This window comes from Azospirillaceae bacterium (genome assembly GCA_028283825.1).
Lineage (GTDB): Bacteria > Pseudomonadota > Alphaproteobacteria > Azospirillales > Azospirillaceae > Nitrospirillum.
Window position 1 is genome coordinate 58,692 of the sequence record JAPWJW010000004.1, and the last position, 12,208, is coordinate 70,899.

10 protein-coding genes are annotated in these 12,208 nt (G+C 66.4%); 7 read left to right on the forward strand and 3 right to left on the reverse strand.

Going from position 1 to position 12,208, the window contains the following annotated elements:
- Positions 1 to 75 precede the first annotated feature (75 nt).
- Entirely contained in the window at positions 76 to 1,650 is a 1,575-nt protein-coding gene (locus tag PW843_24585) for an alpha-L-arabinofuranosidase C-terminal domain-containing protein (protein ID MDE1149741.1), read from the reverse strand.
- Between the two features lie 338 nt (positions 1,651 to 1,988).
- Between PW843_24585 and PW843_24590 the strand changes: the two genes are divergently transcribed.
- The 3 genes from PW843_24590 (at position 1,989) to PW843_24600 (ending at position 4,779) form a co-directional block, all read left to right on the forward strand.
- Entirely contained in the window at positions 1,989 to 2,723 is a 735-nt protein-coding gene (locus PW843_24590; GenBank protein ID MDE1149742.1) for a FadR/GntR family transcriptional regulator, read from the forward strand.
- 137 nt (positions 2,724 to 2,860) lie between these two features.
- The gene (gene gguC, locus PW843_24595; protein MDE1149743.1) at positions 2,861 to 3,847 is read left to right on the forward strand and encodes a GguC family protein; all 987 of its coding nucleotides are present in this window, start codon (positions 2,861 to 2,863) and stop codon (positions 3,845 to 3,847) included.
- The gene (locus tag PW843_24600) at positions 3,844 to 4,779 is read left to right on the forward strand and encodes a Gfo/Idh/MocA family oxidoreductase (GenBank protein MDE1149744.1); all 936 of its coding nucleotides are present in this window, start codon (positions 3,844 to 3,846) and stop codon (positions 4,777 to 4,779) included. Before gguC ends, PW843_24600 begins: the two co-directional genes overlap by 4 nt.
- Before the next feature lie 172 nt (positions 4,780 to 4,951).
- Here PW843_24600 and PW843_24605 read toward each other — a convergent pair whose 3' ends face one another.
- Complete coding sequence (locus tag PW843_24605) at positions 4,952 to 6,268, reverse strand: sugar MFS transporter (GenBank protein ID MDE1149745.1); 1,317 nt, start codon at positions 6,266 to 6,268, stop codon at positions 4,952 to 4,954.
- Positions 6,269 to 6,402: 134 nt separating this feature from the next.
- On the opposite strand from PW843_24605, the gene PW843_24610 reads away from it, so the two are divergent.
- The 4 genes from PW843_24610 (at position 6,403) to PW843_24625 (ending at position 11,735) form a co-directional block, all read left to right on the forward strand.
- Complete coding sequence (locus PW843_24610; GenBank protein ID MDE1149746.1) at positions 6,403 to 7,551, forward strand: galactose mutarotase; 1,149 nt, start codon at positions 6,403 to 6,405, stop codon at positions 7,549 to 7,551.
- 14 nt (positions 7,552 to 7,565) lie between these two features.
- Positions 7,566 to 9,380, forward strand: coding sequence for a dihydroxy-acid dehydratase family protein (locus tag PW843_24615; protein ID MDE1149747.1), 1,815 nt, complete (start codon positions 7,566 to 7,568; stop codon positions 9,378 to 9,380).
- Between the two features lie 63 nt (positions 9,381 to 9,443).
- On the forward strand, positions 9,444 to 10,508 hold the full coding sequence (locus PW843_24620) for an arabinan endo-1,5-alpha-L-arabinosidase (protein ID MDE1149748.1): 1,065 nt from the start codon (positions 9,444 to 9,446) through the stop codon (positions 10,506 to 10,508).
- 210 nt (positions 10,509 to 10,718) lie between these two features.
- Positions 10,719 to 11,735, forward strand: coding sequence for a hypothetical protein (locus PW843_24625; protein ID MDE1149749.1), 1,017 nt, complete (start codon positions 10,719 to 10,721; stop codon positions 11,733 to 11,735).
- On the opposite strand, the gene PW843_24630 is transcribed toward PW843_24625, so the two are convergent.
- Entirely contained in the window at positions 11,719 to 12,186 is a 468-nt protein-coding gene (locus PW843_24630) for a Fur family transcriptional regulator (protein MDE1149750.1), read from the reverse strand. The two genes, PW843_24625 and PW843_24630, sit on opposite strands and share 17 nt — an antisense overlap.
- Between the last annotated feature and the right edge of the window lie 22 nt (positions 12,187 to 12,208).

The window sequence follows — 12,208 nt, forward strand, 5'->3', positions numbered from 1 at the left end:
GCAGGCGGTACCAGGCGTACTTTTTTACTTAAGGCCCGGGCGGGCGTCCCCCGCCCGCCCGGACGGGATGCGTACTTACTTCAGATCAAGCACAACGATGGACTTGGCCGGCAAGGTCAGGCCCAGGGTTCCCTTGTCCAGGCTGGCGCCGGTGAAGGCGGCCGGCCGGACGGTGTCGGGGTGGTCGAAGGTGTTGACGCTGTTGATGGCCGGGGCCGTCAGGATGCGGCCCGCCACCGTGCTGGCGGAAATGCCGGGCAGGCTGGCGCGCACGTCAATGACCCGGTGCGGGTCCAGATTGACCAGGGCCACGTGGACCACGCCCTGGGCGTCGCGCGCCGCCGTGCCGTGGAGCATAGGCACGGTGACGTCGCCCAGCTTGTACTCCGGCGCGTTGAGGTTCAGGGGCAGGTCGGTGGCGCCCTGGAAACCCTTGTACAGGTCGAAGACATGGTAGGTGGGCGTCAGCACCATGCGCGGGCCGTCGGTCAGGATCATGGCCTGCAGCACGTTCACCATCTGGGCGACGTTGGCCATGCGCACGCGGTCGGCATGGGCGTGGAAAATGTCCAGGGTGACGGCGGCGACCAGGGCGTCGCGCAGGCTGTTCTGCTGATAGAGGAAGCCGGGGTTGGTGCCGGGTTCCACATCCGTCCACACGCCCCACTCGTCCACGACAAGGGCGACCTTCTTCTCAGGGTCGTACTTGTCCATGATGGCGGAATGCTTGGTGACCAGCTCATCCATGTAAAGGGCGCGCGACAGGGTGGAAATCCACTGGTCCTCGCCGAAGGCGGTGGCACTGCCCTTCTGTTTCCAGACGCCGGTGGGGATGGTGTAGTAATGCAGGCTCAGGCCGTCCATCATCTTGGACACCTCGCGCATCATCACCTCGGTGAAGTTGTAGTCGCCTTCGTTGGGGCCGCTGGCGATCCTGCCCACCTTCTGGTCGCCGGGCACCTTCACGAAGGACTGGTAGCGGCGGTAGAGGTCGGCGGCGTATTCGGGCCGCATGTTGCCGCCGCAGCCCCAGACCTCGTTGCCGACGCCGACGTAGCTCAGCTTCCACGGCTGGTCGCGGCCGTTGGCCCGGCGCTCATCCGCCAGCGTGGAGTGGGAGGGGGAGGTGATGTACTCCACCCACTGCGCCATGTCGCGGGGCGAGCCGCTGCCCATGTTGCCGGCGATATAGGCGTCGGCCCCCACCAGTTCGGTGAATTCCATGAATTCGTTGGTGCCGACGGCGTTGTCCTCCTCCACCCCGCCCCAGGTGGTGTTCACCCGCTTGGGCCGTTTGGCGCGCGGACCGATGCCGTCGCGCCAGTCGTATTCGTCGGCGAAGCAGCCGCCCGGCCAGCGGATCACCGGCACGCGCACCGCCTTCAGCGCCGCGATCACGTCGTTGCGGAAGCCGTGGGTGTTGGGTATGGATGATTTCTCGCCAACCCAGATGCCGTTATAGATGCCGTGGCCCAGATGCTCGGCGAACTGGCCGTAGATGTGCCGGTCGATCACGGCGCCCGGCTGGTCGCCATGGACGGCGACGGTGGCCGTTACGTCGGCCGCGGCGGCGGGCAGGGCCCCCAAGGCCGTGGCCAGACCCGTCAGCAGCACCGGCAGCGAACGCGCGAAGGTATGCAAATGCTTCACCCTTGCCTCCCTAGGGTGCCAGTCCTCGATCATGGGTGAGGGCGCGGTGCGTTGGCCCTGTACGATGATCGTTTAACCGGTCACCTAATCCTGGCCCTGGGCCAGTGGCTTTGTTATTTTGTCAGAGTAATAGGAAACTCCGATCCGGAGGCAAGCGTTTTTAGCATTCAAAAATGCAAGCGCTTGCGCGATGGTGTCGCAGGGGAATGCGAGAAATTCCAGAAGTGCTTCATTTATATGGTTAATTACGGAATCCCGAAGGAGGAGCCGTGAGCACAAAAAAAACGAACGGGGGGGTTGCGAAGACGTCGCCAACCACCCCCAAGGGAGGTGGGGCGGTGGCTGCCAAGGCGTCCGGCAAGGAACGAATCCATGGCACCATCGCCCATAAACTCGGGGTACTGATCATTTCCGGGCACTATCAGCCCGGTCAATTGCTGGACAATGAGGTGACGTTCAGCGAGCAACTGGCGGTATCGCGCAGCGCCTATCGTGAGGCCATGCGCACCCTGACGGCCAAGGGGCTGGTGGAAAGCCGGCCCAAGACCGGCACGCGGGTGAGCGACCGCGGCCGCTGGCACCTGCTGGATCCGGAGGTGCTGGCCTGGTTCTTCGAGGCCCGGCCCAGCCTGGATTTCATCCGTGGCCTGTTCGAACTGCGCATGCTGGTGGAGCCGGAGGCGGCCGCCCTGGCGGCGGCGCGGCGCCAGTCGGAAGACCTGTCCCGCATGCGCAAGGCCCTGCAACGCATGGAGAAATTTACCCTGGCGGTGGAGGAGGGGCGCCTGGCCGACCGGGACTTCCACGACGCCCTGCTGGAGGCGACGCGCAACCCCCTGCTGATCGCGCTGTCCAGCAGCATCGGTGCCGCCGTGCAGTGGACTACCATCTATAAACAGCGCCATCGCTCCCTGCCCCGCGACCCGGTGCCGGACCACTGGCGGGTGTTCGACGCCATCGCCGTGGGCAGCGCCGATGAGGCCCGCGCCAGCATGCAGGCCCTGGTGGAACTGGCCCACCGGGACACCGATTTGTCCCTGGAAGATCCCACCCCTGGCAGCCCTGCGACGTAAGGGGTGCAGAAAAGCGTTTGATCTGGTTTTGGCTGATTCCCTATATTGTCTGAGTAAATGCCGGCCGCACCGGAATCGTGTCCGGCGGCCGCATCCGCATGAGAGATAACAACGACCGTTGGTCGGGAGGAGAAGCGATGTCCGCAAGTCTGGTGCAATTGCGTGCCGAGGATGGCACCCGTCTGGTCGCCCTGGTGAACGCCGACGGCGCGCACCGCGTCCTGGGCGTGGACAGCACCTATGCCCTGGCCCGCCAGGCGATCGCGCAAGGCAAGACCCTGTTGCAGACCGTCGAGGCGCTGGGCCTGGGTGAGGCGGTGGACGTGGCGGCCGCCCTGGCGGCGGGCCGTGTGCTGGCCCCCATCGACCATCCCGATTCCGCGCATCTGGTGCTGGCCGGCACCGGCCTGACCCATCTGGGCTCCGCCGAGGGTCGCGACGCCATGCACAAGGCCGCCGCTTCCGGCACCACCGATTCCATGCGCATGTTCAAGATGGGCCTGGACGGCGGCAAGCCGCCCAAGGGTGAGGTCGGCGTGCAGCCGGAATGGTTCTACAAGGGTGACGGCGGCTCCGTCATCCCGTCGGGTGCCGCCATCCCGTCGCCCGCCTTCGCCCTGGACGGGGGGGAGGAGCCGGAACTGGCCGGCATCTACATCATCGGCGATGACGGCGTGCCCTATCGCCTGGGCCACAGCCTGGCCAATGAGTTCTCCGACCATGTGACGGAGCGCGGCAACTATCTGTGGCTGGCCCATTCCAAGCTGCGCAACGCCGCCCTGGGTGCGGAACTGCTGCTGGGCGATCTGCCGCAGAAGGTGGAAGGCACCAGCCGCATCCTGCGCGACGGCAAGACGCTGTGGGAGAAGCCCTTCCTGTCGGGTGAGGGCAACATGTCCCACAGCCTGGACAATCTGGAACACCACCACTTCAAGTACGCGCAGTTCCGCCGGCCGGGCGATGTGCACGTCCACTTCTTCGGCACCGCCACCCTGTCGGTGTCCGACGGCATCAAGACCCAGGAAGGCGATGTGTTTGAAATTTCGGCCGCGCCCTTCCGTTTCCCCTTGAGCAACCGCCTGACGGTGGCCGCGGCCGAAACGGTCGTGGTGCGCGCGCTGTGACGGGCGCGTCACCGGTGATCCTGGGGCTGGTCGGCGTCGGCAAGATCGCGCGCGACCAGCACCTGCCGGCCATCGCCGCCGACGGCCGCTTCCGGCTTCAGGCGGTGGCCAGCCGGCACGCCACCGTGGACGGCGTGCCCAGCTATCACGACATCGGCCAGATGCTGGATGCGGAGGGGGATATCACCGCTGTCTCCCTCTGCACCCCGCCGCAGGGGCGCCACGACCTGGCGCGCCAGGCGCTGGAACGCGGCTGCCACGTCATGCTGGAAAAGCCGCCGGGCGCTACCCTGGCGGAGATCGACGATCTGCGCCATGCGGCGGAGCGGGCCGGCCGCACCCTGTTCGCCACCTGGCACTCCCGCTTCGCGCCCGCCGTGGAACCGGCGCGGGCCTGGCTGGCCGACAAGACGCTGCGGTCCGTGAAGGTGGATTGGCGCGAGGACGTGCGCCATTGGCACCCCGGCCAGGAATGGATTTGGGAGCCCGGTGGCCTGGGCGTGTTCGACCCCGGCATTAACGCCCTGTCCATCCTGACCCGCCTGCTGCCGCGCCCGGTGTTCGTGGACCAGGCGGTGCTGCGTTTCCCCAGCAACCGTCAGACCCCGGTCGCCGCCGACCTGAAGCTGCGGGATGAGGGCGGCCTGCCCATCACCGTCGGGTTCGACTGGCTGCAAACCGGCCCGCAGACCTGGAACATCGAGGTCGAGACCGACCCCGGCACCCTGCTGCTGACCCACGGCGGCGCCCGCCTGTACCGGGATGGGCAAGAGGTGCTGAACGAGAAGGAGGCGGAATATCCCCGCCTGTACGACCGTTTCGCCCGCCTGATCGCCGAAGGCCGGTCGGACGTGGACATCAGCCCCCTGCGCCTGGTGTCCGACGCCTTCCTCAGCGGCCGGCGCGAGTTGGTGGAAGAGTTTTATTTTTGAGGGATGTAGGGAAAATGGAACGGGGGCCGGCAGCGATGCCGGCCCCCGTTTCGTTTGCGCTTTTGTATTTTCTAGGCCGCGACCGCGGCCGCCGCAGCATTCCGGGGAACGCAGTGGACTGGAATGCGAGGAAGGCAAGCCGGCGGATGCCGGCGCCCGCCGACTGAGGGCATTAATCCAAAGTGCTCAATGTCTCGTCACCGGCGTCGTGGGTGGGGCGGCTGCCCCACAGGGCGTAGAACAGGACGTAGAGATAGCAGGCGGCCGGCAGGGCGAAGGACAGTTGCAGGCCGATGCGGTCGGCCAGGAAGCCCTGGCCCGCCGCCAGCGCGCCGCCGGCGATGGCCATGATCAGCAGGCCGGAGCCTTCCTCCGTCAGCGGGCCCAGGCCCTTGATGCCCAGGGTGAAGATGGTGGGGAACATGATGGAATGGCAGAGGCCCACCAGGATGATGGTCCACATGGCCAGGGACCCGCCGGTGGCGATGGAGGTGGCGGTCAGGATGAAGGCGGCGACGCTGACGGCGGCCAGCATCATCTGCGGCCGGATCCAGCGCATGGCGAAGCTGCCGACGAAACGCCCCACCATGGCCCCGCCCCAGAACAGCGAGACATAACCGGCGGCGTCGGCATGGCTGAGGTTGCCGATGTTGGGCAGCGACAGATAGTTCACCAGCATGCTGCCGATGCCGATCTCCGCGATCAGGTAGATGAAGATGGCCGGCACGCCGAACACCAGGTTGCGGTGCCGCCACAGGCTTTCCTTCGCCCGCTCCTTGGCGGCGACGCGCCGGGCGTTGCCGCCCAGATCCGGCAGCTTGAAGCGCCAGATGATAACGGCCAGGCCCAGCAGGATCAGGGTGATCAGGACGTAGGGCAGTTGCACCGCGTGGGCGTCGGCCAGGCGCTGGGCGTCGGTCAGGGCGCTTTCGGTGCCGCCGGTGGCGTTGCCCGAGGTGCTGCGGTTGAAGATCAGGATGCCGCCGAACAGCGGCGCCACCGTGGTGCCCAGGGAGTTGAAGGCCTGCACCAGGTTCAGCCGGCTGGAGGCGCTTTCGGCCGGGCCGATGACGGCGACATAGGGGTTGGCCGCCACCTGCAGCAGGGTGATGCCGGACGCCAGCACGAACAGCGCCACCAGGAAGATGGGGAAGGACGGCAATGCCGCCGCCGGCACGAACATCAGCGAGCCCAGCGCCATCACGCCGAGCCCGGCGACGACGGACCGCTTGTAGCCCACCCGTTCCAGTACCTTGGCGCTGGGCAGCGACATGACGAAGTAGGCCAGGAAAAAGATGAACTGGATCAGCAGGGACTGGCCATAGCTGAGGTCGAACACCGAGCGCAGGTGCGGCACCAGGATGTCGTTCAGGACGGTCGCGAAACCCCACATGAAGAAGATGCTGGCCAGCACCGCCAGGGCGCGTCCGTAGCTGCGCACCGGGCCTGATGCCACCGGGGCGCCAACGCCCGTGATACCGGCTGCCATCGTCTTTTATCCTCCCAGAATTTTTATTTGCCGCCTTGCATACCCGGATGATCCAGGGTTATTTGTCTGAGTATTACGAGGCTGGGGCGGGTGTCAACCGCCTAATCAGCCGACGATAAATGGGAGGATAACGAATGAAGGTGTGGACGGGTGTGACCATTGTGGTCGCAGCACTGGCCCAGGCGGCCGTCGCCAACGCCGCCGATGCCCGGCGCGAGGCGTTCGGAACCATGAACGACGGTGGCAAACCGGCCCCGGTCGAGTCCGTGGTGCTGAGCAACGGCCACGGTGTCAGCGCCCGCGTGCTGGCCTATGGCGCCACCTTGCAGTCGCTGGTGGTGCCCGGCCGTGATGGCCAGGGTGCCGACGTGGTGCTGGCCTACCCCGATGTCGCCGGCTATCAGGCGCACCCCAAATATTTCGGTGCCACCGTCGGCCGTTACGCCAACCGCATCAAGGAAGGTCGTTTCACCCTGGACGGCAAGGCCTATCAGCTGGCCACCAATGACGGACCCAACGCGCTGCACGGCGGCCGCCAGGGGTACGACAAGGTGCTATGGACCATCACCGAGGTGAAGAGCGGCCCCGCCGCCAGCGTCACCCTGACCCACACCAGCCCTGATGGGGATGAGGGTTATCCCGGCGCCCTGACGGTGCAGGTGACCTACAGCCTGGATGAGAAGAACGACCTGACCATCCGCTACAAGGCCACGACCGACAAGCCGACGGTGCTGAACCTGACCAACCACAGCCTGTTCAACATGGCGGGTGCGGCGTCGGGCCACACCGTGCTGGAACAGAAGCTGACCGTCGCGGCCGCGAACTACAGCCCCGTCAGCCCCACCCTGATCCCTGACGGTGGGGCCAAGCCGGTGGAGGGCACGCCCTTCGACTTCCGCACACCCCACCTGATTGGTGAGCGCATCCACGACGGCCGCGACCCGCAGTTGCTGATCACCCAGGGCTATGACCACAACTATGTTCTGGATGGCGGCGTGACGGCGGAGCCGCGGTTGGCCGCCCGGTTCGAGGATCCGGCATCCGGCCGCGTCATGGAAATCCTGACCACCGAGCCGGGCTTGCAGGTCTATTCCGGCAACTTCCTGAACGGCGACGTCGCCGGCGTGGGCGGCTACATCTACCGCCAGTCCGATGGCCTGGCGCTGGAGCCGCAGCACTTCCCCGACAGCCCCAACCGCCCCGACTTCCCCACCACCCGCCTCAACCCCGGCCAGACCTACACCCAGGTCTCCATCTACCGCTTCTCCACCACTGCAAAGTAAGGGGTAGCCGTTCCATGACTTCACATCCCCCTGCGGGCGGCGTTGCCGCCCGCACGCTGCGGTCGCGTGCCTGGTTCGATAACCCGGCCAACGTCGATATGACGGCGCTGTACCTGGAGCGCTACCTCAATTTCGGCCTGAGCCTGGAGGAATTGCAGTCCGGCAAGCCGGTCATCGGCATCGCCCAGACGGGGTCGGACCTCAGCCCCTGCAACCGCCATCACCTAGTGCTGGCAGAGCGCATCCGCGAGGGCATCCGCACCGCTGGCGGCATCGTGCTGGAATTCCCCGTCCATCCCATCCAGGAGACGGGCAAGCGCCCCACCGCCGGGCTGGACCGCAACCTGGCTTACCTGGCGCTGGTGGAGGTGCTGTACGGCTATCCGCTGGACGGCGTGGTGCTGACGACGGGGTGCGACAAGACCACGCCGGCCTGCCTGATGGCGGCGGCCACGGTCAACATCCCCGCCATCTCCCTGTCCGTGGGCCCCATGCTGAACGGCTGGTTCAAGGGCGAACGCACCGGTTCCGGCACCATCGTGTGGAAGGCGCGGGAGATGCTGGCGGCGGGGGAGATCGACTACCAGGGTTTCATCAAGCTGGTGGGGTCGTCCGCACCCTCCACCGGTTATTGCAACACCATGGGTACCGCCACCACCATGAACAGCCTGGCGGAAGCGCTGGGCATGTCCCTGACCGGTTCCGCCGCCATTCCCGCGCCCTATCGCGACCGGGCGGAATCGGCCTATCGCACCGGCCTGCGCATCGTGGAGATGGTGCGCGAGGATCTGAAGCCGTCGGACATCCTGACGCGTGAGGCCTTCCTGAACGCCGTCGCCGTCAACTCCGCCATCGGCGGGTCCACCAACGCGCCCATCCATTTGAACGCGCTGGCCCGCCATATTGGCGTGGATTTGGACCTGGATGACTGGCAGCGCCACGGCCTGGACATCCCGCTGCTGGTGAACCTTCAGCCGGCCGGCGAGTATCTGGGGGAGGATTATTACCGCGCCGGCGGCGTGCCGGCGGTTGTGTCCCAGCTGATGGCCCATGGCCTGATCCATGAGGGCGCCATGACCGTGTCGGGTCGCACCATCGGTGAGGAATGCCGGGGTGTCGCCATCGAGGATGAGAAGGTCATCCGACCGTTCGACCAGCCCCTGAAGGCCACGGCCGGCTTCAAGGTGCTGCGCGGTAATCTCTTCGACAGCGCCATCATGAAGACCAGCGTCATCTCTGACGAATTCCGCGCCCGCTATCTCTCCAACTCCGACGACCCGGATGCGTTCGAGGGCAAGGCCGTGGTGTTCGATGGGCCGGAGGATTACCACCACCGCATTGACGACCCGGCCCTGGGCATTGATGAGACCACCGTGCTGTTCATGCGCGGCGCCGGCCCCATCGGCTACCCGGGCGCGGCGGAGGTGGTGAACATGCGCCCGCCCGTCTACCTGATCCAGAAGGGCGTGCACGCGCTGGCCTGCATTGGCGATGGGCGGCAGTCCGGCACCTCCGGTTCCCCCTCCATCCTCAACGCCTCGCCCGAGGCGGCGGCAGGTGGCAACCTCGCCATCCTGCGCACCGGCGACCGCGTGCGCATCGATTTGCGCCAGGGCCGCGCCGACATCCTGATCAGCGACCAGGAACTGGCCGCGCGCCGCCAGGCGCTGAAGGATGCCGGCGGCTACCCGTATCCGGAAAGCCAGACACCGTGGCAGGAGATCCAGCGCGGCTGCGTCGGCCAGCTGGAAACCGGGGCGGTGCTGGAACTGGCGGTCAACTACCAGCGCATCGCCCAGACCAAGGGCCTGCCGCGCGACAACCACTAAACACTAGGCCCAGGAACCCCGGCCGGTCGGATCGGGGGTGGGCGACAGGAGAGGGAGAGACGAATGCTCACACGGCGTATCCTTCTGGGCGGCTGCCTGACCGGTGCCGCCCTGGCCATGACTTCGGCGCGCGGTTTCGCCCAGGTGGCGGGGCAACTGGCGGCGCCGGAGGCCGAACCCCACCCCAATGAGACCTTCGGCGACCGCATGACCGGGGACCTCAGCCCGGCGCACGACCCCTGCATCATCAAGCAGGGCGACACCTATTACGTCTTCGGTAGCGACGCGCTGGGCGGGGAGGGCGAACACCACATCCCGTGGAAGACGTCCAAGGATCTGATCAACTGGACGGCGCGGGGCGATCTGTTCACCAGCCTGCCGCCTTGGGCGCAGCAGGCGGTGCCGGGGACCAAGGCGATGTGGGCACCCGACATCTCGTTCATCAACGGCCGCTATCACCTGTACTATGCGATGTCGACCTTCGGCGGCAACCGCTCGGCCATCGGCCTTTACACCAATGCCACGCTGGATCCGGCCGACCCTACCTATGCCTGGAAGGAAGAGGGGCTGGTCTTCGCCTCGGTGGAAAGCGACGATTACAACTGCATCGACCCGGCGCACTTCGTGGACCGTGAGGGCAACCGCTGGCTGGTGTTCGGCAGCTTCTGGGGCGGCATCAAGATGATCGCCCTGGACCGGGCCACCGGCAGGCCCAAGGCCGACCGCAAGGTCTATTCCCTGATCCACCGCCCGGCCCCGGAACACGCCCCCGATGCGGTGGAGGCGCCGTTCATGATTGAGCGTGACGGCTGGTACTACCTGTTCGCGTCCTTCGATTATTGCTGCAAGGGGGAGAACAGCAGCTATTACGTGGTGGTCGGCCGGTCCAGGAAGGTCACCGGTCCCTATGTCGGCCGCGACGGCAAGTCGATGATGGACGGCTACGGCACCCAGCTGATCCATGGCGATAGCCGCTGGCGCGGGCCGGGGCATGAGGCGGTGCTGCGCGACGGGGACCGGGACTACCTCGTCTATCACACCTATGACGCCACCAAGCACGGCGCCAGTACCCTGCGCATCTCCCCCATCACCTGGACGCCCGATGGCTGGCCGACGGTGACGCTGTAAGCGAAAGACCCGGGTGCCGGGACGGACGCGCGCGTCCCGGCATGTCTGCAAAGAAAAGTTTATCAGAATGTATGATATACTCGCTTGATGATGCCCCTACAAAGGTAGTTTTTGGATAGAGTTAGAAAATGGTTGGCGATGGGAACGAAAATTTCCTGTGCCATCCAGTCGGCGTTGGTTCCACATCCGTCATATCCGGGGGGAAGACTGATGACTTTGACCAGCGAACAGCGGAGTTTCCTGGCGCCCTATCTGCACGCGCTGGGACTCACGGCCGACAGCCTTTCGGAACATTCACTCGGCCCGGATACCCATGAGGGGCCGATGGTCGTTTCCGACGATCCGGCGCGCGACAATCTGGGTTCCGTCCCGCACCCCCTCACGGGGATTTACGCGACCGCCGAGAACATCGTCATCACAGCGCAGAATCCGCTGATCATCGACAGCTCGGTGCCTGTGAGCCTGATCTTCAACGCGATGCTTATCCAGTCGGGCGGTTACATTCAGGCCAATACCACGGTCAAGATCACCGCGACGGTGATCTCGGCGACCACGGGCACCTCCAATGATGCCAATATCAGGATCACAAGCCTGAACGGCACGTCGCCCCCTTCCGGCGCACCAGGGCGTCCTGGCGGGGCCGGCACCAGCTTTTTCCCCGGCACGTGTGGCGGGGGCAACAACCAGTCCTGCGTCGCCAATCCGATCGCGCCGACCGATGGCGGGACGGGCGGCAATGCGCCGCCCGTCAATGGCGGTGGCCCGGGTGTTGCCGCCGGCGATTTTGTCGTCCAGGTCAATTTCATCTCCGGGACCTTCCAGGTGCAGGTCACCGGCGGCGGTGGCGGCCAGGGTGGTCAGGGGGGCACCGGCGGACCTGGCGGCGCGGGTGGCACTGGCGGAACGGCCGTGGGGTGCTGTGGCGGTGCGGTTTTCCCGGGGGGCAAGGGCGGGCAAGGCGGCAATGGCGCCGATGGTGGTGCCGGGGGTGACGGGGCGCCCAGCGGGCCGACCGTCCAGGTCTTTTATTCGGCCACCAACGACAGCCAATGGTCTTATGACGCCAGCCAGTTCGGCGCCGGCGGCACGGGCGGCGCGCCGGGCGCCGCCGGGGCGCCCGGTATCGGCAATGGTGACTATGGCTGGGGCTCGGGCGGCACCGCCGGGGCGCCCGGCATCCCCACACCGCCCGATCAGCGCGGCCAGGTGATCATTCAGCAGAGTTGACGCCGCCGGCCTTCAGGCGGGCCCGCAGCTTGGCGCCGGCCACGCGGACCTCCCGCTCCGGCTCGCCGAAGAATTCCAGCCGCATCGATGTCAGGCGATAGCCGAACTCCTCCGCGATGCGGCGTTTCAACTGCTCGATCTCGGGTGAGGCGAACTCGATCACGCGGCCCGACCCCGTGTCGATCAGATGGTGATGCTCACCCCCCGCCTCCTCATAGCGGGCGCGGCGGTCGCCGAACCAGCGCTGCGACAGCACGCCGGCCTCGCGCAGGATGTTCATGGTGCGGTAGACGGTGCCGCGGCTGAGCTTCGGATCCAGGGCGATGGCGCGGGCGTAGATCTGCTCCACGCTGGGGTGATCACCGCTTTCCAGGAAAGCCTGGCAGACCGTCTTGCGCTTTTGCGTCAGCCGCAGGCCCCGCTCCTTGCACAGCGTCTCAAGTTCGATCATCCGCTTGGGGCCCCCCGTCAGT

What these genes read in the sequence shown, in the direction of transcription:
- gguC (MDE1149743.1), top strand. Translation starts at nt 2,861, where the DNA reads ATGTCCGCAAGTCTGGTGCAATTGCGTGCCGAGGATGGCACCCGTCTG.
- PW843_24605 (MDE1149745.1), bottom strand. Translation starts at nt 6,268, where the DNA reads ATGGCAGCCGGTATCACGGGCGTTGGCGCCCCGGTGGCATCAGGCCCG.
- PW843_24610 (MDE1149746.1), top strand. Translation starts at nt 6,403, where the DNA reads ATGAAGGTGTGGACGGGTGTGACCATTGTGGTCGCAGCACTGGCCCAG.
- PW843_24615 (MDE1149747.1), top strand. Translation starts at nt 7,566, where the DNA reads ATGACTTCACATCCCCCTGCGGGCGGCGTTGCCGCCCGCACGCTGCGG.
- PW843_24620 (MDE1149748.1), top strand. Translation starts at nt 9,444, where the DNA reads ATGCTCACACGGCGTATCCTTCTGGGCGGCTGCCTGACCGGTGCCGCC.
- PW843_24625 (MDE1149749.1), top strand. Translation starts at nt 10,719, where the DNA reads ATGACTTTGACCAGCGAACAGCGGAGTTTCCTGGCGCCCTATCTGCAC.
- PW843_24630 (MDE1149750.1), bottom strand. Translation starts at nt 12,186, where the DNA reads ATGATCGAACTTGAGACGCTGTGCAAGGAGCGGGGCCTGCGGCTGACG.